Origin of the sequence: Leifsonia aquatica (genome assembly GCF_014190775.1) — a bacterium.
Classification (GTDB): Bacteria; Actinomycetota; Actinomycetes; order Actinomycetales; family Microbacteriaceae; genus Leifsonia; species Leifsonia aquatica.
The window spans coordinates 132013-156809 of record NZ_JACHVP010000005.1; the positions used below are offsets into that span (position 1 = coordinate 132013).

A 24797-nucleotide genomic window follows, 5' to 3' on the forward strand; every position below is an offset into this window, starting at 1 on the left:
GGCCAGTATTGCAGGCACCGCGTGCGATAGGGTTTCGGAGGTCTCGCGCCGACGGGCATCGGCGGGAGCCGATGAGCTAACCGACTATATTGGTTACATGGCCACCGACTCGATCCTCCCCCGCGGTACCGGACAGTGGATGGAGGACGCCGAGGGTCCGCGCTGGTGGTTCGACTCCGGCTCCCTCGCCCTCGACTTCGCCTACAGCGGCGGCCTCGACCGCCCCGAGGAGTCCCAGCCCGTCGCCGACGCCGCCGCTCTGAACGACTGGCTGGTCGAGCGCTTCCCGGATGTCGCTCCCACCGCCGGCGAGCGCGAGTTCCGAGACGCGACCGGTCTGCGCTCCGCCATCGGCCGCCTCGCCCGTCAGGCCAGCCGCGGCGAGACCCTCGCGCCCGACGACGTGGACGTCGTCAACCTCTTCGCCGCGACTCCCGACATCCCGCCGGTGCTTCCGGGCGGTGGCCGCCAGGCGGGCCGCACCAACGCGCGCCCGCACCAGGCGCTCGGCACGATCGCCCGCGACGCCGTCCGCCTGTTCGGACCGGAGGCCGACGGCCGCATCCGCGAGTGCTCCGCCGACGACTGCGACCTCGTGTACCTGGACACCTCCCGCAGCGGCAACCGGCGCTGGTGCTCGATGCAGCGGTGCGGCAACCGGGCCAAGGTGCGTGCGCATCGCGCGCGTGCGGGAGCGCGCACGCCACAATAGGGGGATGGCACGCTCCGTCGACCTCAACAGCGACCTCGGCGAGTCGTTCGGCGCCTGGACGATGGGCGATGACGACGCTCTGCTGTCCGTCGTGACCAGCGCGAACGTCGCCTGCGGCTTCCATGCCGGCGATCCCGTGACGATGCTCGCGACGTGCCGCACGGCCGCCGAGCGCGGCGTCGCCGTCGGAGCGCATGTCTCCTATCGTGACCTGGCCGGGTTCGGGCGGCGGTCGATGGAGGTCCCGGCCGACGAACTCCAGGCCGAGACGCTCTATCAGCTGGCCGCCCTCGACGGCATCGCTCGTGTCGCAGGAACCCGCGTGTCCTACGTCAAGCCGCACGGCGCCCTCTACAACCGCATCGTCCGCGACACCGTGCAGGCCCGGGCGGTGGCCGAGGCGGTCGCCGCGTTCGACGCGTCGCTCGCGCTGCTCGGCCTCGCCGGGTCCGAGATCGAGCGCGAAGCCGGTGCGGCCGGACTGCGGTTCGTGCGGGAGGCCTTCGTCGACCGCGCCTACCGCGCCGACGGGACGCTCGTCCCGCGCAGCGAGCCCGGGGCCGTGCTGCACGGCGATGACGACATCGCCGAGCGTGCGCTCCGTCTCGTCACCGAGGGCCGGGTGGTCGCGGACGACGGCACGGACATCCCGGTCGAGGTCGACTCCCTCTGCGTGCACGGGGATTCGCCCGACGCCGTGGTCATGGCGCGGGCGGTGCGCCGACGCCTGGATGCGGCCGGGATCGCGGTGGAGGCGTTCGCGTGAGCCTGCGCATCCTCCCCTCCGGCGATCACGCGCTGCTGGCCGAGCTCGACGGGCTCGACGAGGTGCTGGCCCTCTATCGCGCCCTCGACGCCGAGCGTCCCGCCGGCGTCGTCGACCTCGTCCCCGCGGCGCGCACGATCGGCGTCGTCGTCGATCCCGACGTCCTCCCGCTCAGCGTCGCGCAGGCGTGGGTCGAGCGCACCCAGCCGGTTCTGGCGGCGCCGCCGGACGAACACGCCGTCGAGATCCTCGTGCACTACGACGGGGAGGATCTCGACGCGGTCGCCGGGCTCCTGGGCATCGGCGCGCGCGAGGTGGTCGACCTCCACACGTCCTCGTCGTGGCGCGTCGCGTTCGGCGGGTTCGCTCCCGGCTTCGGCTACCTGGTCACCGACCACGACCGGTTGCGGGTGCCGCGCCGCGCGACGCCGCGCACCGCCGTCCCCGCAGGGTCGGTCGGCCTCGCGGGCGAGTTCAGCGGGGTGTATCCGCGCTCGAGCCCGGGAGGCTGGCAGCTGATCGGCACGACCGATGCGGTGTTGTGGGATGCCGCCGCCGACCCGCCCGCGCTGCTGCGACCCGGCGCGCTCGTGCGGTTCCGGGAGGCGACATGAGCCTCCACGTGCTCGACCCCGGCGCGCTCGCGCTCGTCGAGGATCTCGGCCGCCCGGGATGGGCGGCGCTCGGCGTCAGCCCGTCGGGAGCGCTCGACCGGGCGGCACTGCGGCTCGGCAACCGCCTCCTCGGCAACGACGAGGGGTGCGCCGGGCTGGAGCTGCTGCTCGGCGGGTTCGCCGCGCGCTTCGAGAGCGAGGCCTGGTTCGCGCTGACCGGGGCCGACGGTCCGGCCGACCTCGACGGACATCCGGTCGACATGCACCGTGCCGTGCACGCGCCGAGCGGCGCGGTCCTCCGCATCGGGCGACCCGCGCACGGGATGCGCTCCTACCTGACGATGCGCGGCGGCCTCGCCGTGCCGGCGGTGCTCGGCTCGCGCTCGCGCGACGTGCTCTCCGGTCTCGGACCGGAGCCGCTCCGCGCTGGCGAGGACGTCCCGCTCGGCGACCCGGCCGGACCGGTGCCTCCCGTCGACTTCGTGCCCGTGTCCGCGCCTACCCTCGGCTCCGTCGAGCTGCGCGCCCACCACGGGCCCCGCGCCGACTGGTTCACCGACGCCGCGGTCGAGGCCTTCCACGACACGGAGTGGACCGTCAGCGCCGAGAGCAACCGGGTCGGCGTGCGCCTGGATCCACCGGCCGCCGGCCGCCATGCGGCACCGCTGCTGGAGCGCCGCGTCACGGCCGAACTGCCGAGCGAGCCGATGGTGGCCGGCTCGGTGCAGGTCTCGCCGGACGGGCGCCCGACCGTGCTGCTCGCCGACCATCCCGTGACAGGCGGCTACCCCGTCATCGCGGTCGTCGCCGAGGCGTCGCTCGATCTCCTGGCCCAGGCGCGGCCCGGCCAGCCTGTGACCTTCCGCCGCGCGTAGGCGGCCGGCTCGGCTCGGGAGGGTCAGTCGCGGCGGTTGCCCGTCTGGAAGATGCTCCGCGCGGGGGGAGGGGACGGCACGCTGGTCGCATCCGTCACGATCGGCGCGCTCGCCGCGAACGCGCGCAGCTCGCTGCCCGCGACCGCCTTCGCCGGGTGCGGTCCGCTCGCGAGCAGGCGCGGCAGCCACTCCATCGGCAGCGCGGTGTTCGACCCGACCAGCACCACGTTGCCGAAGCGCCGGCCCTTCAACACCTGCGTCTCCGCCAGTGCGGCGACATGCTCCACCGCCGCTCCCAGCGTCGCGACCTGGCTGCGCGCGAACGCGAGCGGCGGCCCATCGGCGACGTTCACCAGCACGATTCCGCCCGGCTTCAGCAGGGCGACCGCCGACCGGTAGAACTCGATGCTCGTCACGTGCGCGGGGGTCCGCGCGCCGCTGAAGATGTCGATGACCAGCAGGTCCACCTCGCCGCGCAGTCCGGCCGGGAGCTTGCCGACCACCTCGCGGGCGTCGCCGTGCCGGATGCGGATCTGCGCGTAGCGGGGGAGCGGCAGTTCCTCGCGCACCAGCTCCACCAGCTTGCTCTCCAGCTCCACCACCTGCTGGCGCGACCCCGGCCGCGTGTACGCGACGTACCGCGGCAGAGTCAGCGCCCCCGCTCCCAGGTGCACGGCCGTGATGGGCTCGCCGGGCTCGCCGATCAGGTCGATCACGTTGCCCATCCGCTGCACGTACTCGAAGAACAGCTGCGACGGATCGTCGAGGTTCACGTGCGACTGCGGCGTCCCGTCCACCACGAGCTGATAGGCGCCGGGCACGAACCGGTCCGGCTCCACGCTGGCGGTGAAGCCGCTCTCCGACAGGACGACCGACGGGTTCTCTGGCACGCGCTCCAGCGTAGTCGGGGTCCCGGTGCCCGATGCCCGATGCTGCCTAGCGGGCCTTGAAGTAGCGGAAGAGGTGCCGCTCGTGGGTCGTCGCCACGCCGGCGCACGTGCCGGCGAACGCACCGGCGGCCCCGGCCACGAATACTCCCCAGCCGAGGGTGTAGCTCTCGGCCGATCCGCCGAGAGCGTTCGCGGCGATCACCGTGCCAGGGACGACGACGGCACCGCACAGCCCGACCCAGCCGCAGGCCTCGAGCACCGAGATCGCGAGCAGGGCGCGGCGGGAGACCCCGGCGTGGAGGGCGGACGCGAGCTGGAGTCTCCGCAGACGGACGCCCAGGAGGCCGAGCGCCAGCCCGCCCGCGGCAGCGGCGCCGGCGGCGAAGCGCGTCGGCCGCGACGCGAAGGCAGCGGCACCGTCGAAGCTCCGCCCGAGGGTCGAGTTGAGCTGGGCGATCTCCGGCTTCGCTCGATCCTCGGTCGCCGGCCGGGTCGTCGTGAGGAGGGCAGCGGCGATCCCGTCGTCCCGGGGCCACGCGTCGACCCAGCATTCGTCGAAGGAGGCGCTGTCGGCGGTGGGCGCGATCGCCGCGTAGGACAGTCCGCGCCGGCGCCCGTCGTCCGGATAGTCGTAGGTGCCCGCCACGGGCGTCGTGCCGGACGCCGTCACGATCTCGTCTGCCGCGTCGATCCCGAACGCGTCCGCCGCCTCGGGTCCCAGGAGGGCGCCGGATGCTCGTGGCGCCTCCCGCACGATCTCGAGGAAGCCCGCCGTGGATTCGCTCACGGGGATCGGGGCCGTGGGGAGGACCGTGCCGGTGATGCGGTCGGATGTCGCCCGGATCGCTCCAGCGGCACGCACCCCGGGGAGGTCGGCGAGGCGGTCGCATCGGCGGCCGTCCACGAGCCCTTCGGCGATCAGGATGGTGACCGACGCCCCCTTCGAGCGGTAGTCGGCGGCCTGACGGAGCAGGTGGGCGACGGCGCCGATGTCCGCGGCGGCGAGCAGCATCACCAGCACACCCAGCGACAGCGCGAGCGTCAGCGACCTCGCGCTGCCGCTGACGGTGTTGCGCCACGCTTCACGGACGATGGCGCGCGGCTTCACCTCCCCACCTCGCCGCGGGACGGGCCGCTGGGAGCGCCGAGGACGATGTGGCGGGTGCAAGCGTCGCGCGTTCGCGGGTCATGGGTGGCGACGACGGCGATCGTCCCGTCGGCGGCGAGGCTGCTCAGTACAGCATTCACGGTCTCCGCTGTCGCCGGGTCGAGCTGGGCGGTCGGCTCGTCGATGAGGAGCAGACGGGGGCGTGCGGCCAGACCCCTCGCGAGCATGAGTCGTTGGGCCTCCCCGCCCGAGAGATCGCGGAACGACCGATCGGCGAGGTGGGCCAGACCGACGCGCACGAGCATCCGCTCGGCTTCCGCATCCGCGTCCTGCGGCGAGAGACCGCGCGCGGCGATCGGGAGGGCGACGTGGTCCCGCGCGCTTCGGAGGGGCGACCCGTGCGGGTTCTGGAACACCCACGCGACACGACCTCCCTCCGAATGCGAGACGGTGCCTTCGGCAGGCTCGAGCCAGCCGGCAAGCAGCGAGAGGAAGGTGCTCTTGCCCGAGCCGGAGGGGCCGGTCAGCGAGTAGACCTCGCCACCGTCCAGTCCGAGGGTGATGTCGCGGAAAAGCCAATCGCCTCCGGCGAACCGGTGTCCGACGTTCGAGAGCTCTACCCGCATGCGGTTCGGGGTGGTCTGACGTCAACGGCCTCCGGTGGCGGACCGTCCGCGAAGGTGACCATCGTCTGGCCGAGCTGCGAGCCGTGGATGCGCACACGACGGGTGGTCCCGTCCGTCGTGACGCAGCCCTCCTCGCCCGAGACGCCGTAGACCGCGCTCGGCGGTACGACGGCGACCGCGAGGGGAGCCGAGAGGACGAGGCGGGCGTCGATCGGCTGTGGTGCGGTCGCTCCCTCGGTCTTTCCGGCTGCCGTGCGTCCGAGCGCGACGAGGATCGGAGGATCGTGCACGGTCCCCTCCTCGTCGACCGGGATACGGTCGGGGCCGACCACGAGGACCCGCTCACCGGGCACGAGGTTCGTGGGGAGGTCGAGCACCGATGCCGAGGGAGGGACCCCAGTGAAGGTCGCGAGAGGTGTCCCCGGTTGGACGTCCTGGCCGGCCGCTGCCGTGCAGTCCGCGATCGAGGCGTGTGCGCTCGGCAGCCAGATCAGCGAGTCCAGCCGGATCATCGAGCGGTCGGGCACGCCGCCCACGTTCTCGAGTGCGTCCGCGAATGCGGCGATTGTTCGCGGGCCGACGACTCCATCGCTCGCGACGGAGAACCCGAGCCGGTCGAGCTCGTCTTGAAGGGCGCGCACGTCGGCTCCGCGCGTGCGCGGCGCGAGGTCGCGCCACGGGGGCGTCGCCGTGGCGAGCGCCAGACGAGGGCCGTCGTCGATGGCAAGAGGGGAGGTGCCGGATGCGATCTCGGCACCCTCCGTGCAGTCGAATGCCGTGATCCGTCCCGTGGCGGGAGCGCTCAGGGCGTACTCGGTCGAGCTCCGGACCGCGAGCGTGACGGCCCGACCGTCGTCGAATTCCGCGTGCCCCACCGGGATCGATCGGATGGGCGTGGCCGTGCGCAGATCGCTCGGCGCCGATGCGAGTGCGGCCGCCGCGACCGCGGCCCCGCAGCACGCGGCGACGGCCAGCCCGGCCGCCGCCCAGGACAGCAGCGCGCCCCGCGTGATGCTAACCACCGAGGCGACCCATCGGGTCGGAGTTGCAGGAGTCGAAGGTCGCCCTCGCGTCGCCATCCTCGGCGAACGAGAAGTCACCGGCCGCGTAGTCCTTCACCGTGTAGCTCTTCTCGACCAGGCCCTCGCGCTTGAGGCACTCGACGATGTGTGGGACGACGTCCTCGTTGGCGGGGTTCACCCTCATCTGCGTGTAGAAGTACCCGATCGGATATTCACCCGAGCTGGCCGAGCACTCGCGGTCCTTCTGATGAGCGATGTCGGCGGTGACGGGCGGTGCGAAGGTGTACTCGCTCCCTGTCGGGCCGTACGTCACCATGGTGACCCCCGCGGATGCCAGGCAATCGACGTAGCGCGTCTTCATCTCCTCGTACTCCCGGTCGGACACCACACCGTCCTCCAGGGCGCGCCGCACCTCCGGCGACGTCGCCTTGTCGTACTCGCGCTCGATCTCTGCGGCCCACGGCCCGCTGGCGCGGAATCCGGACGCCCGCTGCGGCGGAGCGTCCTGAGTCGCGGAGCAGGCCGTCAGAGCAAGGCAGGCCATGAACGTCGTCCCGACCTCGACCGCGCGAGTTGCACGTGATGGCATTCGATCCTCCTTCTCGGGAGTGCGGTAGCGCCGCGACTGGCTCGCGGCGCTACCGCAGCCTTCTCAGCGGACGTCGTAGTACGAGGTGTTTCCCCACGTGCCGGCTACGCGCCACGGGGCATTCGCCCAGGAGCCGCCGTTGATCCAGCCGGTTGCGTTGCATCCGCCGGTGTTGCAGGCGGATGCCTTGTGACTGCGGGACCCGTGGAAGTAGTCCGAGTACACGAAGTCCGTGCCACCCCCGCCCCACTTGACTCCGTAGTTCCACACCCCGCCCTCCGGGTAGGAGGTCGTCGCGCTCGCGGCCGTCGATCCGACTGCCGCGAACACCGCCGCCAAGCTGATTCCGATGGCGACTTTGATTCGTTTCTTCACGATTACCCCTCTCGTGATTCGCGCAGGCCTCGTTGCCTGCTCTTCCAATATGCAAAAGTCCGCATGCGAAGTCCAGGATCGGGAAGGTTAAATACCAGCATGCAAGGGAGTGCCCTCCACCCTCGCGATCTCCACCCGCTCTCCACCCCAGGGCGGTGCCGCCGCAGGCAGCGCGGCGGCACGCTGGAGGGGTAGGTCGGAGGCTCCGGCCGGGAAGGCTCGTCATGACGGTTCAGACGCTCGGGAACGCGGTGCTCATCCTGCTGCTCATCGGATGGGTGGGATACAAGCAGCTCGTGTGGCGGCCGGTCGTCGTGGCGCGCATGTGGCGAGGGCCCGGCATCCTCGCTGTCGTCGGCGCCGTGCTGCTCGTGCAGCAGGTGAAGCCCACGGAGCTGAGCGCGCTCGATCTGGCCATCGTCGTCGGCGAGCTCCTACTGTCGCTGGGCGTCGGCGCGTGGATGGGCGCGATCGCGCACTTCCGTCCGCTCGCGCAGCCGATGGCGACGGGCAAGGACGGCCGCGACATCGCCGAGTACGAGTCGCGGACCGGTGTGCTGGGCCTCCTGCTGTGGGTGGCGGTCATCGCGGTCCGGGTCGGGGTGGACGTCGTGGCCGCACAGGCGGGCTCGCACCTGGCCGCCGCGACCGGGATGATCCTGCTGGTCTTCGCGGCGAACCGCGCCGCACGGACCGCGGTCTTCGCCGCGCGTCTCGATCGGCACCGGGCGCTCGCAGCATGATGGTGCTGTGACCTCTTCGACCTGGCCCGGCTGGCTGGCGCTCACGCTCAACGTCGTGGGCGCCGGCTTCGTCGCGTACTCGATCGCCGGACCGCACGCGGGTGAGCAGCCGACGTGGGCGCTCGTGGTCGGCCTCCTCGCGGTCGCCGCCTGGGTGGCGCGGAGCGTGTGCGCCGTGCTCGATGCCCGCCGGACCGCCCTGGTGCTCGCTCTGGTCTCCGCGGCTGCAGGTGCGATCGTGACGCCGGCCACCGACGGGATCGCCGTCGTGCCGGTGATCGTCGCGATCCTGGCGCTCGTCGGTGACCTCCGCCGCCCGCTCCTGCTCGGGATCGCGGTGGCCGCCGGCAGCGTGGTGCTGGTCGTCGCGGGGGCGCTCCCCTTCGACACCCCCGTGGCCGCCCTCCTCGGCGAGCTGGCCGGCGTGCTGCTCGCGGTATTCGCCGGGCTCAGCCGCCGGCAATTCCGCCGCTCGGAGGAGCAGGCCTCGCTGCTGCGCGAACGGGACGCCACGATGCGCGAGGAGGCGGCCAGGATCACCCTCGCCCGCGACCTCCACGACGTGCTCGCGCACAGCCTGGGCGGCCTGGTCGTCCAGCTCGACGCGGTGGACGCACTCCTCGAGGCGGGGGAGGTGGACCGGGCCCGCCGCCGGGTGGTGGACGCCCGCGGCCTCGCCGCCGACGGCCTCGCCGACGCACGACGCGCGGTCGCGGCGCTGCGCGATCCGGACTCCGTCGTCGCCGCCCCGGTCGCGCCGGCGGCGTTCGCCGTGGCGCTGGACGATCTGATCGGCGCGCATCGCGCCCTCGGCGGCGCGGCCGAGCTGACCGTCTCGGGTGCACCGAGGCCGCTCTCCGCCGCACAGGCGGCCGCGCTCCGCCGTGCGCTGCAGGAGGCGCTGAGCAACGCCCGCAAACACGCGCCCGGCCAGCCGGTGCGCGCAGACCTCGCCTGGCAGGATGACCGGGTGACCCTCCGTATCTCCAACCCGCTCCCCGCCGCGTCCGGAGGCGCGCTGGCCCGCAGCGGCGGCGGCCACGGCCTCGAGGGGATGCGGGAGCGCTTCGCCGCCCTCCCACTCGGTGGAACGGCCACCGCCGGATCCGACGGCGAGCGGTTCGCCGTGACGGCCGAGGCGAGGCTCGCATGAGCGACCCGCAGCGCATGATCCGGGTGATCGTCGCGGACGACCAGGCGATCATCCGCGACGGCCTCGTCACCGTGCTCGGGCTGCTGCCCGACATCGAGGTGGTGGGGGAGGCCGCGGACGGCGAGCAGGCGGTCGCGCTCGCCGTGGCGCAGCGTCCGGATGTCGCCCTCATGGACCTGCGGATGCCCGGCGTGGACGGCGTCGCGGCCACCGAGCGCATCGCCCGGGACGCTCCGGGCACCGCCGTGCTCGTGCTCACGACGTTCGCCGACGACGAGTCCATCCTCTCCGCGCTCCGTGCGGGCGCGCGCGGCTACCTGACGAAGGACGCGGGCCGGGCCGAGCTCGCCGCCGCTGTCCGCGCCGTCGCGAGCGGGCAGTCCACCTTCGCGCCGGAGGTCGGCGCGCGCATCGTCAACTCCCTCACCTCCGCTCCGGCCGCCGCTCCTGCCGCCGTCTCGCCCGCGGCCGCTCTCGTCGCCCGCTTCCCCGCCCTCACCCCGCGGGAGGCGGAGGTCCTCGCGCTCGTCGGCGACGGCAGGAGCAACCCCGAGATCGCGGCGGCCCTTTTCGTCAGCGTGGCGACCGTGAAGACCCACATCAACGCGATCTTCGCGAAGCTCGCGGTCCGCGACCGCGCCCAGGCGATCGCCCTCGTCCGTTCCTGACGCTCCCGCTCCCGCTCCCGGCTCCTCCGCCCGCGTCTACCGCACGCCGCGGCGGGGGAGGAGGATGGGCCCATGGCGGACCGGGTGCTGGTGACGGGCGGGTCGGGCTTCGTCGGCGCCCACTGCACGACGACGCTGCTCGAAGCCGGGTACGACGTCCGCGCCACCGTGCGGTCCCCGGCACGCGCCGCCGACGTGCGCGCGCAGCTCGCCGTCGCGGGCATCGACGAGCCGGACGAGCGCCTGACCTTCGCGATCGCGGACCTGACCGCCGACACCGGCTGGGACGAGGCGGTGGAGGGATGCCGGTACGTGCTCCACGTCGCCTCCCCGTTCCCCACGCGCCAGCCCAAGGATCCGGACGAGCTGATCGTGCCCGCCCGTGACGGCGCCCTGCGGGTGCTGCGCGCCGCACGGGACGCGGGTGTGGAGCGCGTCGTGCAGACGTCATCGTTCGCGGCGATCGGCTACGGCCACCCGCCGACGGAGCGCGCCTTCACCGAGGAGGACTGGACCGAGCTCGACAGCGGCCGGCCGGTCAGCCCCTACGCGCGGTCGAAGACGATCGCCGAGCGCGCGGCCTGGACCTTCGTCGAGCGCGAGGGAGGCGCGCTGCAGCTGGCGACGGTCAATCCCGTGGGGATCCTCGGCCCGGTGCTCGGGCCCGACGTCTCCAGCTCGATCGAGCTGATCCGCCTGGTGCGCGACGGCCGCCTCCCGCGGCTCCCGGACGTCTGGTTCGGGATCGTCGACGTGCGCGACGTCGCGGCCCTCCACGTGCTCGCCATGACCCGGCCCGAAGCGGCCGGGCAGCGCTTCCTCGCCATCGCGGGGGAGGTGATGAGCGCCCCGCAGGTCGCGCGGTTCATCCGGGGCCGCCTCGGGGAGGACGCCGGCCGGCGCGTCCCGACGAAGGTCATGCCCGAGTGGATGCTGCGCGTCGCCGCGCCGCTCAGCCGGACCGTCCGCGACGCGCTGCCCGACATCGGCGTGCGGCGCCGCGCGACCTCCGAAAAGGCGCGGACGCTGCTCGGCTGGGAGCCCCGATCGCGCGAGACGGCGCTCGCCGCGACGGTCGACACCCTCCCGGCGCGGCGCTGAGAAGCCCGGGATTCCGCGGATCCCGGCGGAATAGGAAGGGTCCGCGCGGGGTTATACAGCACATTCCCACTCCCGGTCAAGAAAAGACTGGACACGGCGCGCCCTTTTGACATATAGTTGTTCTTTGCGCTCCCAGTCAGATCTTTCGCCTTCATATTGCGGTCGGCTTCGTCTTTCCCCGCGCGCGTCTGGGCCCCTTCATCCGGGTCAGATACGGCGTCCGCGACTGCTGGGAGTGGTTGTTCATTCAACACTCGTCCTCACACCGACATCATCACTGACCGACAGTAACGGGCCCGGCGGGGTCCACGGAGGTTATTTCCTTGGCTGCTGCGCGCAACGCAACCAACACTGACAAGACACCCAAGAACGGACGAGGCGCATCCCGTCTCTCGTTCGCCAAGATCACGGACACCCTGACGGTTCCCGATCTGCTCGCTTTGCAGACCGAGAGCTTCGACTGGCTGGTCGGCAACGACGCGTGGAAGGCCCGCGTCGCCGAGGCCGATGCCCAGGGTCGCCAGGATCTGCCCGGTAGCACCGGCCTCGAGGAGATCTTCGAGGAGATCTCCCCCATCGAGGACCTCGGCGAGACCATGCAGCTCTCGTTCACCAACCCGTTCCTCGAGGAGAAGAAGTACTCGATCGACGAGTGCAAGGAGAAGGGCAAGACCTACGCCGCCCCGCTCTACGTCGAGGCCGAGTTCATGAACCACCTCACCGGTGAGATCAAGACTCAGACGGTCTTCATGGGCGACTTCCCGCTCATGACGGAGCGAGGCACCTTCATCATCAACGGCACCGAGCGTGTCGTCGTGTCGCAGCTCGTCCGCTCGCCGGGCGTCTACTTCGAGGCCACGGCCGACAAGACCAGCGACAAGGACATCTACTCGGCGCGCGTCATCCCGAGCCGCGGTGCGTGGCTCGAGTTCGAGATCGACAAGCGCGACCAGGTGGGCGTGCGCATCGACCGCAAGCGCAAGCAGTCCGTCACCGTCTTCCTCAAGGCGCTCGGTCTGACCAGCGAGGAGATCCTCTCCGAGTTCGCGGGCTTCCAGTCGATCGAGCTGACCCTCGAGAAGGACGCCATCCTCACCAAGGAGGAGGCGCTCAAGGACATCTACCGCAAGCTGCGTCCGGGTGAGCAGGTCGCCGCCGAGGCCGCGCGTGCGCTCCTCGACAACTTCTACTTCAACCCGAAGCGCTACGACCTCGCGAAGGTCGGCCGGTACAAGATCAACCGCAAGCTGGGCCTCGAGGCTCCGCTGTCGGACTCGGTGCTGACCGTCCAGGACATCATCGCGACGATCAAGTACCTGGTCTCCCTGCACGACGGCCAGACCACGTTCAAGGGTCTCCGCAACGGCCAGCCCGCCGAGATCCGTCTCGACGTCGACGACATCGACCACTTCGGCAACCGTCGTATCCGCGCCGTCGGCGAGCTCATCCAGAACCAGGTCCGCACCGGTCTCTCCCGCATGGAGCGCGTCGTCCGCGAGCGCATGACCACGCAGGACATCGAGGCGATCACGCCGCAGACCCTGATCAACGTGCGTCCCGTCGTCGCAGCGATCAAGGAGTTCTTCGGAACGTCGCAGCTGTCGCAGTTCATGGACCAGAACAACCCGCTCGCGGGTCTGACCCACAAGCGCCGCCTCTCGGCCCTCGGCCCGGGTGGTCTGAGCCGTGAGCGCGCCGGCGTCGAGGTCCGCGACGTCCACCCGTCGCACTACGGCCGCATGTGCCCGATCGAGACCCCGGAAGGCCCGAACATCGGCCTGATCGGCTCGCTCGCGTCGTTCGCGCGCATCAACTCGTTCGGCTTCATCGAGACGCCGTACCGCAAGGTCGTCGAGGGCCGGGTCACCGACCAGATCGACTACCTGACCGCCTCCGAGGAGGACGACTTCGTCGTCGCGCAGGCCAACGCCCCGCTCGACCCGAGCGGCCACTTCACCGAGGAGCGCGTCCTCGCCCGGCAGAAGGGCGGCGAGGTCGACCTCGTCCCCGCCGACGAGATCGGCTACATGGACGTCTCCCCGCGCCAGATGGTGTCGGTGGGTACCTCCCTGATCCCGTTCCTCGAGCACGACGACGCCAACCGAGCCCTCATGGGTGCGAACATGCAGCGCCAGGCGGTGCCGCTGCTCCGCTCGGAGAGCCCGGTCGTCGGTACCGGTATGGAGGGCTTCGCGGCCATCGACGCCGGTGACGTGGTCACGGCCGAGAAGTCCGGTGTCGTCACCGAGGTCTCGGCCGACGCGGTCACCGTCCAGGCGGACGACGGCACGATCAAGACCTACTACCTGCGCAAGTTCGACCGCTCCAACCAGGGCACGTCGTACAACCACCGCGTGATCGTGGACGAGGGCGACCGCATCGAGGTCGGAGAGGTCGTCGCCGACGGCCCCGCGACCGAGAACGGCGAGCTCGCGCTCGGCAAGAACCTGCTCATCGCGTTCATGCCGTGGGAGGGTCACAACTTCGAGGACGCGATCATCCTCAGCCAGAACCTGGTGAAGGACGACACCCTCTCCTCGATCCACATCGAGGAGTACGAGGTCGACGCCCGCGACACCAAGCTCGGCAAGGAGGAGATCACCCGCGACCTCCCGAACGTCAGCCCGGACCTCCTGGCCGACCTCGACGAGCGCGGCATCATCCGCATCGGCGCCGAGGTCCGCCCCGGCGACATCCTCGTCGGCAAGGTCACGCCGAAGGGCGAGACCGAGCTGTCGGCCGAGGAGCGCCTGCTCCGCGCGATCTTCAACGAGAAGAGCCGCGAGGTGCGCGACACCTCGCTCAAGGTTCCCCACGGTGAAGAGGGCACGATCATCGGTGTCAAGGTCTTCGACTCGCAGGACGGCGACGACGAGCTCGGCTCGGGCGTCAACCAGCGCGTCGTGGTCTACATCGCCCAGAAGCGCAAGATCACCGCGGGCGACAAGCTCGCCGGCCGTCACGGCAACAAGGGCGTCATCTCGAAGATCCTGCCCGTCGAGGACATGCCGTTCCTCGCGGACGGCACCCCGGTCGACGTGATCCTCAACCCGCTGGGCGTGCCCGGTCGAATGAACTTCGGCCAGGTGCTCGAGATCCACCTCGGGTGGATCGCCCAGAACGGCTGGGAGGTCAAGGGCAAGCCCAAGTGGGCCGCCGAGCTGCCCGAGGCCGCGTTCAGCGCAGCCCCCGGCACCAAGGTCGCGACCCCGGTGTTCGACGGTGCGAAGGAGGAGGAGATCGCAGGTCTGCTCGACTCGACCTTCCCGACCCGCGACGGCGACCGCCTGATCGGATCCTCCGGCAAGACGCAGCTCTTCGACGGCCGCTCCGGCGAGCCGTACCCGGACCCGATCTCGGTCGGCTACATGTACATCCTGAAGCTGCACCACCTGGTCGACGACAAGATCCACGCCCGTTCGACCGGTCCGTACTCGATGATCACCCAGCAGCCGCTCGGTGGTAAGGCGCAGTTCGGTGGACAGCGATTCGGTGAGATGGAGGTGTGGGCCCTCGAGGCCTACGGTGCCGCGTACGCGCTGCAGGAGCTCCTGACCATCAAGTCGGATGACATCCTCGGCCGCGTCAAGGTCTACGAGGCCATCGTCAAGGGTGAGAACATCCAGGAGCCGGGCATCCCCGAGTCCTTCAAGGTCCTCATCAAGGAGATGCAGTCGCTCTGCCTGAACGTGGAGGTGCTCTCGGCCGACGGCCAGCAGGTCAGCCTGCGGGACGCGGACGACGAGGCCTTCCGCGCAGCGGAAGAGCTCGGCATCAACATCTCCTCCCGCTTCGAGTCCTCGTCCATCGACGAGATCTGACCCGGTAGCCAGACCCACCTGACGAATTCTTTACAGGAGAGAGTGAACATTGCTCGACGCAACAACTTTTGATGAGCTGCGTATCGGACTGGCCACCGCTGACGACATCCGTCGCTGGAGCTACGGCGAGGTCAAGAAGCCGGAGACCATCAACTACCGCACGCTGAAGCCGGAGAAGGACGGTCTCTTCGGAGAGCAGATCTTCGGACCGTCGCGCGACTGGGAGTGCTCGTGCGGCAAGTACAAGCGCGTCCGCTTCAAGGGCATCGTGTGCGAGCGCTGCGGCGTGGAGGTCACCAAGTCCTCCGTCCGTCGTGAGCGCATGGGCCACATCGAGCTCGCGGCCCCGGTCACGCACATCTGGTACTTCAAGGGCGTGCCCAGCCGTCTCGGCTACCTGCTCGACATGGCGCCGAAGGACCTCGAGAAGGTCATCTACTTCGCCGCCTACATGGTGATCGACGTCGACGAGGAGGGCCGTCACTCCGACATGCCCGGACTCGAGAACGAGCTCCGCCTCGAGGTCAAGACGCTGTCCGACCAGCGCGACTCCCGGGTCGCCGAGCGCCTCCAGCGCCTCGAGGTCGACCTCGCAGCGCTCGAGGAGGAGGGCGCCAAGGCCGACCAGAAGCGTCGCGTCAAGGACGCGGCGGAGAAGGAGATGGGCCAGATCCGCAAGTCCTTCGACGAGGACATCGCCCGTCTGGAGCGCGTGTGGGAGTCCTTCCGCACCCTCAAGGTCGGCGACCTCAAGCCCGAGGACGCGGACTTCAACGAGCTCGTCGACCGGTACGGCCTGTACTTCGAGGCCTACATGGGCGCCGAGTCGATCAAGCGCCGTCTGCTGGCCTTCGACCTGGCCGCCGAGGCCGAGCTGCTCCGCGAGCAGATCGCCAACGGCAAGGGCCAGAAGAAGATCCGCGCGATCAAGCGCCTGCGCGTGGTCTCGTCGTTCCTCGCGACCGGCAACTCGCCGGCCGCGATGGTGCTCGACGTCGTCCCGGTCATCCCGCCGGAGCTGCGCCCGATGGTGCAGCTCGACGGTGGCCGCTTCGCGACCAGCGACCTGAACGACCTCTACCGTCGCGTGATCAACCGCAACAACCGTCTGCGCCGTCTGCTCGACCTCGGAGCCCCCGAGATCATCGTGAACAACGAGAAGCGGATGCTGCAGGAGGCCGTCGACGCCCTGTTCGACAACGGCCGTCGTGGTCGCCCCGTCACCGGTACCGGCAACCGCGCCCTCAAGTCCCTCAGCGACATGCTGAAGGGCAAGCAGGGTCGCTTCCGCCAGAACCTGCTCGGAAAGCGCGTCGACTACTCGGGCCGTTCGGTCATCATCGTCGGTCCGCAGCTCAAGCTGCACCAGTGCGGTCTGCCCAAGCAGATGGCGCTGGAGCTGTTCAAGCCGTTCGTGATCAAGCGCCTGATCGACCTGAGCCACGCTCAGAACATCAAGGCCGCCAAGCGCATGGTGGAGCGTTCGCGTCCGCAGGTGTGGGACGTGCTCGAGGAGATCATCCGCGAGCGCCCCGTGCTGCTGAACCGTGCGCCCACGCTGCACCGTCTCGGCATCCAGGCGTTCGAGCCCCAGCTCGTCGAGGGCAAGGCCATCCAGCTGCACCCGCTCGTCTGCGCCGCGTTCAACGCGGACTTCGACGGCGACCAGATGGCTGTCCACCTCCCCCTGTCGGTGGAGGCCCAGGCCGAGGCCCGCATCCTGATGCTCGCCTCGAACAACATCCTGAAGCCGTCCGACGGCCGCCCGGTCACCCTGCCCTCGCAGGACATGATCATCGGTCTGCACCACCTCACCACCGTCCGCGAGGGCGCTGTGGGCGAGGGTCGCGCGTTCTCCTCGGTCTCCGAGGCGATCCTCGCGAAGGACCAGGGCTCGCTGCACCTGAACGCGACCGTGAAGATCCGTCTCGACAACTACGTGCCGTCCGACGCGGCGGACACGGGTGCCGAGCCGATCACCGCGATCGTCGAGACCACGCTGGGCCGCGCCCTCTTCAACGAGACGCTCCCGGCCGACTACCCCTACGTGGAGGCCGTCGCCGACAAGGGCATGATCTCGTCGATCGTGAACGCCCTCGCCGAGCGATACCCGAAGGTGGAGGTCGCCGCGGCGCTCGACCGGATCAAGGACGCCGGCTTCTACTGGGGCACCCGTTCCGGTGTGACCGTCGCGCTGAGCGACATCCTCACGCCGCCGAACAAGCCCCAGATCGTGGCCGGCTACGAGAAGAAGGCCGCCAAGATCACCGCGGAGTTCGAGAAGGGTCTCACGACCGACCTCGAGCGTCGCCAGGAGCTGGTGAAGCTGTGGACCGAGGCGACCAACGAGGTGGCCGAGGCCATGCGCGCCAACTTCCCGGCCGACAACACCATCAACCGCATGGTCACCTCCGGTGCCCGTGGAAACTGGCTGCAGGTGCGCAACATCGCCGGTATGCGTGGTCTGGTGAACAACCCGAAGGGTGAGATCATCCCGCGCCCGATCATCTCCTCGTACCGCGAGGGTCTGTCGGTGGCGGAGTACTTCATCGCGACGCACGGTGCCCGTAAGGGTCTGGCCGACACGGCTCTCCGTACGGCCGACTCGGGTTACCTGACCCGACGTCTGGTGGACGTCTCGCAGGATGTCATCATCCGCGAGGACGACTGCGGCACGACCAAGGGCCTCGACCTCCCGATCGCGACGGTCGGCGAGGACGGTACCCTCACCCGTGACCCGAACGTGGAGAACTCGGTGTTCGCCCGGACGCTGGCCGCTGACGCGGTCTCGCCCGACGGCACCGTGGTCGCCGCTGCCGGTGACGACGTGGGCGACGTGCTCATCGACAAGCTGGTCGCGGCCGGTGTGACCGACATCAAGGTCCGCTCCGTCCTGACCTGCGAGTCCGCGGTCGGCGTCTGCGCCGCCTGCTACGGCCGTTCTCTCGCGACCGGCAAGCTGGTGGACATCGGCGAGGCGGTCGGCATCATCGCCGCCCAGTCGATCGGTGAGCCCGGTACCCAGCTGACCATGCGTACCTTCCACACCGGTGGTTCGGCCTCCGCGGACGACATCACCCAGGGTCTGCCGCGCGTCCAGGAGCTGTTCGAGGCCCGTACCCCCAAGGGTGCGTCCCCGATCGCCGAGGCCGCAGGTCGCATCGTCATCGAGGAGACGGACAAGTCCCGCAAGGTCGTCCTGACCCCCGACAACGGCGACGAGCCGCACATCTACCCGGTGCTGAAGCGTTCGACCCTCCTGGTGGAGGACGGACAGCGCGTCGAGCTCGGGCAGCAGCTGATCGTCGGCACGGTCGACCCGAAGGAGGTCCTCCGGGTCAAGGGCGTCCGCGAGGTGCAGAAGCACCTGGTGGGCGGCGTGCAGGGCGTCTACCGCTCGCAGGGTGTGCCGATCCACGACAAGCACATCGAGGTCATCGTCCGACAGATGCTCCGCAAGGTCACCGTCGTCGACCACGGCGACACCGACCTGCTCCCGGGTGAGCTCGTCGACCGGTCGAAGTACAACGAGATCAACCGTGCGACGCTTCAGGAGGGCAAGAAGACGGCCTCGGCGCGTCAGGAGGTCATGGGTATCACCAAGGCGTCGCTGGCGACCGAGTCGTGGCTGTCGGCCGCGTCCTTCCAGGAGACCACCCGCGTCCTGACGCAGGCGGCCATGGAGGGCAAGTCCGACCCGCTGATCGGTCTCAAGGAGAACGTCATCATCGGTAAGCTCATCCCGGCCGGCACCGGCCTGTCGCGCTACCGGAACGTCACCGTGGAGGCGACGGAGGAGGCCAAGGCGGAGCGGTACCCCAACCGCATCTTCGCCGACGACTCCGCGTTCAGCGAGAACGACCTGAGCTTCGTCGACTTCGACAGCTTCAGCTCGGACGACTACACCCCCGGCACCTACAACTAACGGTTCCGTACGATCGAAGGCCCTCGGCGCATCGCGCCGGGGGCCTTCCTCGTTTCCGGCGTGCGTCACCCCGGCCGCCGCCGGTAGGGGAGAATGGGAGCATGTGGCGTCAGCTCCTCGAGTACACCGATTCGACCGGCCGTGCGATGGTCGGCTGCGCCGGTGTCGTGTTCGTGATCGCCATCGTCAGCTTCGTCCTCGGCATCGTGCAGGCGACCTCCGGCAACGCCGCGGGCTCCCTCCCGTACTGGCTGACGACGATGGGGTGCGCGGTGATCGCCGGCGTGCTCATCTACCTCGCCAGCCGCCGCGGAGACCTGCGCCGCCGCTGAGTCTCCCGGCTCGCGTCTGACCCCCGCGTGCGTGGCACCCCTGCGCGGGGCACCTGTAAGCGGGGCTGTCACCCGCCCGACCGGCGGGAATACGGTGACATCGCTTCGCCGCCTCCGGATCTCGCCCGGTGACGGCGCGGTCCGCCGACGTGCCCGACCCGGTCGACGGTAGCCCCCGCACGAGGAGGTCCCCGTGGCGTCCATGACAGAGATCCTGATCCTCCACGGCCATCTGCCGATCGAGTACCTGGACTCGGTGTCCGGCGAGCCCGCCGCCGACGAGTCGACGGTCCGCGAGCTGCTCGCGCGCGGCGCCATCACGCCTGGCCAGGTCGCGCGGGCGCGCGCCGCACAGTCGGGTCTGCCGTTCGTCGAGCTCGGCGACTACCCCGTCGACCGTGCGGCCGTGGGGCTCATCCCCGGCCCGCTCTGCCGTCGGCACGTGGTGCTGCCGATCGGCGTGCAGGACGGCACCGTGATCCTCGCGATGGCCGACCCCGGCAATGTGTTCGCCATCGACGACGTGCGCGCCGCCTCCCGGATGAGCGTGGCCCCGGCCGTGGCCGACATGCCGGACCTGCTCGCCGCGATCGACCGCTACGTACGCGCGGACGACGAGCTGAGCGACCTGACGACGACGCTCGAGGAGGAGAGCGCGCCCGTCCAGGACACCGCGATCGCCGAGTCCGGGGACGACGACGCCCCGATCGTGCGGTTCGTGAACCTGCTCGTCAGCCAGGCCATCCAGGACCACGCCTCCGACATCCACATCGAGCCGGCCGAGCACGACGTGCGCGTCCGCTACCGCATCGACGGCGTGCTGCACGCGATGCAGAGCGCGCCCAAGGCGATCCAGAACGGCGTGATCTCGCGACTGAAGATCATGAGCGACATCGACATCGCCGAGCGGCGCAAACCGCAGGACGGCCGCATGTCGGTCGTGCACGGCGGCCGCCAGATCGACCTGCGCGTCGCCACGCTGCCGACAGTGTGGGGCGAGAAGGTCGTCATGCGCATCCTGGACAACACGAACACCGGGATGACCCTGCGCGACCTCAACCTCCTGGAGCACAACTTCGAGACCTACCGCGCCTCGTACTCGAAGCCGTACGGGATGATCCTGGTCACCGGCCCGACCGGCTCCGGCAAGTCCACCACCCTGTACACGACGCTCAACGCCGTCGCCCGGCCCGAGATCAACGTGATCACGGTGGAGGACCCGGTCGAGTACCGGATGCCGGGCGTCAACCAGGTGCAGGTGAACCCCAAGGCCGGCCTGACGTTCGCGAGCGCGCTCCGCAGCATCCTGCGCAGCGACCCCGACGTCGTTCTGCTGGGCGAGATCCGCGACCATGAAACTGCTCAGATCGCCATCGAGGCGTCCCTGACCGGCCACCTCGTGCTCTCCACCCTGCACACGAACGACGCTCCCAGCGCCGTCACGCGACTGACCGAGATGGACATCGAGCCGTTCCTCGTCGGGTCCGCCCTCGACTGCGTCGTCGCCCAGCGGCTCGCCCGCCGCCTCTGCGACCGCTGCAAGCAGCCGGCGACCTACAGCGCCGACGACCTGCGTCGCCTGCGCTTCGCCGTCCCGGCCGACGAGCCGGTCCCGTCGGTCTTCATGCCGGTCGGCTGCCCGACCTGCTCGAACACCGGCTACCGCGGCCGCATCGCCGTGCACGAGGTCATGGCCGTCACCGAGGAGATCGAGCGCCTCGCCGTGCAGCGCGCGTCGAGCGCCGAGATCGCCCGCGCCGCGCAGGAGCAGGGCATGCTCACGCTGCGCGCGGACGGCTGGGAGAAGGCCAAGCTCGGCCTCACATCCGTGGAAGAGATCCTGCGAGTGGTCGCCTAGGAGGGCACATGACGATCGACGACAACGCCTGGGGCGGGTACCCCGCGCCGACGGCGAAGCCGCTCTACGAGATCCCGGTGATCCCGCCGGGGTCGACCGCGGACGGCTGGGCGCCGGGAGCGGGGGTGCCGCTGGGGGAAGCCGGGCTGCAGCCACCGACGTTCGCGCCGCCGGTGGCGCCGGTGCCGCAGCCGGTGGCGCCGGTCGAGCCGCCTGTCGTGCCGCCTGTGTACGTCGCACCGCCGGTCGAGCCGCAGCCCCCGGCCGGTCCCGTGTACTCGCTCGACGACGTGCCTCCGGCCGCACCCTCCGTCCCCGTCTACTCCCTCGACGACCTCACGCCCGCCCCGCGTCTCGTCCCCGCCGGGCGGCGTGCGGCGGTGCAGCCGGATCCGACGCCGACCTCCCACAGCGCGCCGCTCCCGCCCACCGACTACGAGGCGGAGGTCGCCACGCTCACCGCCCCGGAGCGGGAGGCGCTCGCCAAAGCGGACCCCGAGCTCGTGGCCGCCCTGCGGGAGGTCGTCCTGCAGCGCGCCTCCGACCTCCATGTCACCGTGGGAGCGCCCCCGATGGTCCGTATCGACGGCGCGCTCACTCCGGCCGGGCCGGCCGAGCCCTGGGGGCACGAGCGGACCCTCGCCGCGCTCAGCAGCCTCCTGACCGAGCGCCAGGCCGAGATCTTCAAGCGCGAGCTGGAGCTGGATTTCGCCTTCACCATCTCGGCGAACTCCCGCTTCCGCGTCAACTTCTACCAGCAGCGCGGTTCCGTCGGCGCCGCGTTCCGTATCATCCCGACCGAGATCAAGCAGCTACGGGAGCTCGGCGTCCCGGAGCAGATCGGCGGGTTCTCCACCCTCCCGCGCGGCCTCGTGCTGGTGACCGGCCCGACCGGTTCCGGCAAGTCGACGACCCTCGCCGCCCTCATCGACCTCGTGAACTCGACGCGCGCCGACCACATCGTGACGGTCGAGGACCCGATCGAGTTCATGCACACCCACAAGCGGTCCATCGTGAACCAGCGCGAGGTCGGCCACGACACCCACAGCTTCAACAACGCGCTCAAGCACGTGCTGCGTCAGGACCCCGACGTCATCCTCATCGGCGAGCTCCGCGACCTCGAGACGATCTCGGTGGCCCTGACGGCCGCCGAGACCGGCCACCTCGTCTTCGCCACCCTGCACACCCAGGACGCCCCGCAGACGATCGACCGCGTCATCGACGTCTTCCCGCCCCACCAGCAGGACCAGGTGCGCGCCCAGCTCGCCGCAACCCTGCAGGGCGTCGTCTGCCAGACCCTCGTCAAACGCGCCTCCGGCCGCGGCCGCGTCGTCGCCACCGAGGTCCTCATGATGACCCCCGCCATCGCCAACCTCATCCGCGAGGGCAAGACCTACCAGATCGCGTCATCCATGCAGGCTGGCCGCGGCGACGGGATGCACACGATGGACCAGCATCTGGCGGAACTGGTCAACGTGGGGGCGATCACGCGCAAGGCAGCCCTGGAGAAGGCGCACGACCTCGAGAGCATCACAAGGCTCATACAACGGGTCGACACTCTGACCGACTCGTCGTCGCAGGCCATCGCCGCCAGCGAACCCGACTTCGGTGACAGCTTCTCCGGGCAGGTGCGCTGATGGCCGGGGCGACCACCTTCGCCTACCGTGGGCGGAACGGCGACGGCAAGGTCGTCAAAGGCCGCATCGACGCGCCAGGCGAGGCGGCCGTGGCGTCGCGTCTGAGGACCATGGGCATCTCGCCGATCTCGATCGAGGAGTCCGCCGAGGCCACGGGCCTCAACCGCGAGATCAACATCGGGTTCGGCAGCGGCGTCAAGCTCAAGGACCTGGCGATCATGAGCCGGCAGATGGCGACCATGATCGGCTCGGGCCTGTCGATCCTCCGGACCTTGAACATCATCGCCGAGCAGACCGAGAACAAGAAGCTCGCCACGATCATGGGCAAGGTCAGCGATGACGTGGAGGCCGGCGTCGCGATCTCCGACGCGATGCGGAAGTACGGCGATGTCTTCCCGCCGCTGATGGTCAACATGATCCGTGCCGGTGAGACCGGTGGATTCCTGGACTCCTCGTTGGAGGCGGTGGCGCTCAACTTCGAGAAGGAGGTGAAGCTCCGCGGCACCATCAAATCGGCGCTCACTTATCCGGTGATCGTGTTGATCATGTCCCTCGTCGCCGTGATCGCGATGCTGCTGTTCATCGTCCCGGTCTTCGAGAACATGTTCAAAGGCCTCGGTGGGCAGCTGCCGCTGCCCACGATGATCCTGGTGGAGCTGTCGCACGCGATGGTGTGGATAGCCCCCGTGCTGCTCGTGGGCGGTGTTGCGGGGGGCATCTGGTGGTCCCGCAACAAGAACACCGAGAAGGTGCGGATGCGGGTCGATCCGGTCAAGCTCAAGATGCCCGTCTTCGGACAGCTGCTGAAGAAGATCGCGGTCGCGCGCTTCAGCCGGAATTTCGCGAACATGATCGGCGCCGGGGTGCCGATCCTGCAGGCGCTCAAGATCGTGGGGGAGACCTCCGGGAACTGGGTGATCGAGAACGCGCTGGTGAAGGTCGCCGAGTCGGTGAGGCAGGGCGAGTCGATCGCCGGGCCGCTGGCCCAGCAGCCGGTCTTCCCCGCCATGGTCACCCAGATGATCGCGGTCGGCGAGGACTCGGGCTCACTGGAGACCATGCTGAACAAGATCGCCGACTTCTACGACCAGGAGGTGGCGTCGGCGACCGAGCAGCTGACGGCGATGATCGAGCCGCTCATGATCGCCTTCCTCGGCGTCGTCATCGGCGGCATGGTGATCGCCCTGTACATGCCCATCTTCCAGATTTCCAGCCTCGTCAAGTGAGCGTTCACACGCTGTACATCCCCTGAACGAGGGCTCCCCATAACTGGGGTGGTTTATCAAAGAAATTGCCCCCTTTTGTGGGATTCTGCCGAGAATTTGCTCGGAAATACCATCAGCGCATCGGACGGGTCTCGCTCCCATCCGCACCCCGCATTCCCCGACCGAATGGACACCGCAATGTACTTCCGTCTCATGGGCAAGCTGAACGCCCGCCGCAAGGGCCTCCTCGAAGAGGGCGAGAAGGGCTTCACCCTGATCGAGCTCCTCGTCGTCGTGATCATCATCGGCATCCTCGCCGCGATCGCGATCCCCGTGTACCTGGGCATCCAGGACAACGCCAAGGACTCGGCCGTGAAGTCCGACCTCACGAACATCAAGACGGCTGTCATCGGCTACATGAACGACAACCCGACGGCGACCTACACGACAGCGACCGCCGCCCTGGTCCCGGCCACGGGCACCACCACCCTCAGCGACGTCCAGAAGAAGTATGGGGTCACCCTCAGCGACAACACGGCGTCGCTGAACACGATCGCGGCTTCCACCAGCACCACCGGCTTCTGCATCGTCGGCGTTAGCAAGAGCTCGGGTGGGTTGAACTTCAACATCACTGACTCGACCGGCACCAAGAAGGGCGCCGCGTGCGGCGCCGACGGAGACACCAAGCTCGGCAGCTGAGTGCTCCAGCCGGGATGGGGCGCAGCGTGTGCGGCGTCCCATCCCGGCTCGTCCCCCGGCTCCACCACCATCCCGAAC

The 24797-nt window shown here is 69.9% G+C and carries 21 protein-coding genes; 15 read left to right on the plus strand and 6 right to left on the minus strand.

Annotation, left to right across the window (positions count from 1 at the left end; all coding sequences use genetic code 11):
* The first annotated feature begins 97 nt into the window (after window positions 1-97).
* From FHX33_RS18820 to FHX33_RS18835, 4 genes are read left to right on the plus strand one after another with little or no spacing between them, the layout of a single operon-like run.
* A complete protein-coding gene (locus FHX33_RS18820) occupies window positions 98-712 on the plus strand; it encodes a CGNR zinc finger domain-containing protein (protein ID WP_246311570.1) in 615 nt (204 codons plus the stop codon).
* Between the two features lie 4 nt (window positions 713-716).
* The gene (locus FHX33_RS18825) at window positions 717-1478 is read left to right on the plus strand and encodes a LamB/YcsF family protein (protein ID WP_021759965.1); all 762 of its coding nucleotides are present in this window, start codon (window positions 717-719) and stop codon (window positions 1476-1478) included.
* The gene (pxpB, locus tag FHX33_RS18830) at window positions 1475-2092 is read left to right on the plus strand and encodes a 5-oxoprolinase subunit PxpB (protein WP_183428860.1); all 618 of its coding nucleotides are present in this window, start codon (window positions 1475-1477) and stop codon (window positions 2090-2092) included. The genes FHX33_RS18825 and pxpB overlap by 4 nt, the downstream gene beginning before the upstream one ends.
* On the plus strand, window positions 2089-2967 hold the full coding sequence (locus FHX33_RS18835; protein WP_183428861.1) for a 5-oxoprolinase subunit C family protein: 879 nt from the start codon (window positions 2089-2091) through the stop codon (window positions 2965-2967). Before pxpB ends, FHX33_RS18835 begins: the two co-directional genes overlap by 4 nt.
* Before the next feature lie 23 nt (window positions 2968-2990).
* Here the strand turns inward: FHX33_RS18835 and FHX33_RS18840 are convergent, their stop codons facing one another.
* The 6 genes from FHX33_RS18840 to FHX33_RS18865 all read right to left on the minus strand — a co-directional run bounded on the left by FHX33_RS18840 (window position 2991) and on the right by FHX33_RS18865 (window position 7577).
* On the minus strand, window positions 2991-3857 hold the full coding sequence (locus FHX33_RS18840) for a spermidine synthase (RefSeq protein WP_021763813.1): 867 nt from the start codon (window positions 3855-3857) through the stop codon (window positions 2991-2993).
* A 46-nt stretch (window positions 3858-3903) separates the two neighbouring features.
* Window positions 3904-4965, minus strand: coding sequence for a hypothetical protein (locus FHX33_RS18845; RefSeq protein WP_183428862.1), 1062 nt, complete (start codon window positions 4963-4965; stop codon window positions 3904-3906).
* Entirely contained in the window at window positions 4962-5591 is a 630-nt protein-coding gene (locus FHX33_RS18850) for an ATP-binding cassette domain-containing protein (RefSeq protein ID WP_021762567.1), read from the minus strand. Before FHX33_RS18850 ends, FHX33_RS18845 begins: the two co-directional genes overlap by 4 nt.
* Window positions 5582-6613 carry a peptidoglycan-binding domain-containing protein gene (locus FHX33_RS18855; protein WP_183428863.1) on the minus strand — a complete coding sequence of 344 codons (1032 nt, stop codon included), beginning with the start codon at window positions 6611-6613 and terminating at the stop codon, window positions 5582-5584. Before FHX33_RS18855 ends, FHX33_RS18850 begins: the two co-directional genes overlap by 10 nt.
* Window positions 6606-7202, minus strand: a complete 597-nt coding sequence (locus tag FHX33_RS18860; RefSeq protein WP_039924297.1) for a hypothetical protein — start codon at window positions 7200-7202, stop codon at window positions 6606-6608. Before FHX33_RS18860 ends, FHX33_RS18855 begins: the two co-directional genes overlap by 8 nt.
* Window positions 7203-7265: 63 nt before the next feature.
* Window positions 7266-7577, minus strand: coding sequence for a lactococcin 972 family bacteriocin (locus FHX33_RS18865; protein WP_039924296.1), 312 nt, complete (start codon window positions 7575-7577; stop codon window positions 7266-7268).
* Between the two features lie 224 nt (window positions 7578-7801).
* Here FHX33_RS18865 and FHX33_RS18870 point away from each other — a divergent pair, with 224 nt between their 5' ends.
* The 11 genes from FHX33_RS18870 (at window position 7802) to FHX33_RS22005 (ending at window position 24719) form a co-directional block, all read left to right on the plus strand.
* The gene (locus FHX33_RS18870) at window positions 7802-8320 is read left to right on the plus strand and encodes a hypothetical protein (protein WP_021765567.1); all 519 of its coding nucleotides are present in this window, start codon (window positions 7802-7804) and stop codon (window positions 8318-8320) included.
* Window positions 8321-8327: 7 nt separating this feature from the next.
* Window positions 8328-9473, plus strand: coding sequence for a histidine kinase (locus tag FHX33_RS18875; protein ID WP_183428864.1), 1146 nt, complete (start codon window positions 8328-8330; stop codon window positions 9471-9473).
* Window positions 9470-10141 carry a response regulator transcription factor gene (locus FHX33_RS18880; RefSeq protein WP_276511757.1) on the plus strand — a complete coding sequence of 224 codons (672 nt, stop codon included), beginning with the start codon at window positions 9470-9472 and terminating at the stop codon, window positions 10139-10141. Before FHX33_RS18875 ends, FHX33_RS18880 begins: the two co-directional genes overlap by 4 nt.
* Window positions 10142-10213: 72 nt before the next feature.
* Window positions 10214-11242, plus strand: coding sequence for an SDR family oxidoreductase (locus FHX33_RS18885; protein ID WP_183428865.1), 1029 nt, complete (start codon window positions 10214-10216; stop codon window positions 11240-11242).
* Between the two features lie 323 nt (window positions 11243-11565).
* On the plus strand, window positions 11566-15063 hold the full coding sequence (rpoB, locus tag FHX33_RS18890; protein WP_039921783.1) for a DNA-directed RNA polymerase subunit beta: 3498 nt from the start codon (window positions 11566-11568) through the stop codon (window positions 15061-15063).
* 49 nt (window positions 15064-15112) lie between these two features.
* A complete protein-coding gene (rpoC, locus tag FHX33_RS18895) occupies window positions 15113-18988 on the plus strand; it encodes a DNA-directed RNA polymerase subunit beta' (protein ID WP_021762454.1) in 3876 nt (1291 codons plus the stop codon).
* A gap of 101 nt (window positions 18989-19089) precedes the next feature.
* Window positions 19090-19320 carry a hypothetical protein gene (locus FHX33_RS18900; protein WP_021762453.1) on the plus strand — a complete coding sequence of 77 codons (231 nt, stop codon included), beginning with the start codon at window positions 19090-19092 and terminating at the stop codon, window positions 19318-19320.
* 193 nt (window positions 19321-19513) lie between these two features.
* Window positions 19514-21178 carry a GspE/PulE family protein gene (locus FHX33_RS18905; RefSeq protein ID WP_338092053.1) on the plus strand — a complete coding sequence of 555 codons (1665 nt, stop codon included), beginning with the start codon at window positions 19514-19516 and terminating at the stop codon, window positions 21176-21178.
* Window positions 21179-21186: 8 nt separating this feature from the next.
* Window positions 21187-22815 (plus strand): type IV pilus twitching motility protein PilT, encoded by a 1629-nt coding sequence (locus FHX33_RS18910; protein ID WP_021765481.1) that lies wholly within the window; start codon window positions 21187-21189, stop codon window positions 22813-22815.
* Complete coding sequence (locus tag FHX33_RS18915; RefSeq protein ID WP_021765480.1) at window positions 22815-24041, plus strand: type II secretion system F family protein; 1227 nt, start codon at window positions 22815-22817, stop codon at window positions 24039-24041. The genes FHX33_RS18910 and FHX33_RS18915 overlap by 1 nt, the downstream gene beginning before the upstream one ends.
* A 177-nt stretch (window positions 24042-24218) precedes the next feature.
* Window positions 24219-24719: a type II secretion system protein gene (locus FHX33_RS22005; protein ID WP_081704126.1), complete on the plus strand. Its 501-nt coding sequence runs from the start codon at window positions 24219-24221 to the stop codon at window positions 24717-24719.
* Window positions 24720-24797: the final 78 nt, after the last annotated feature.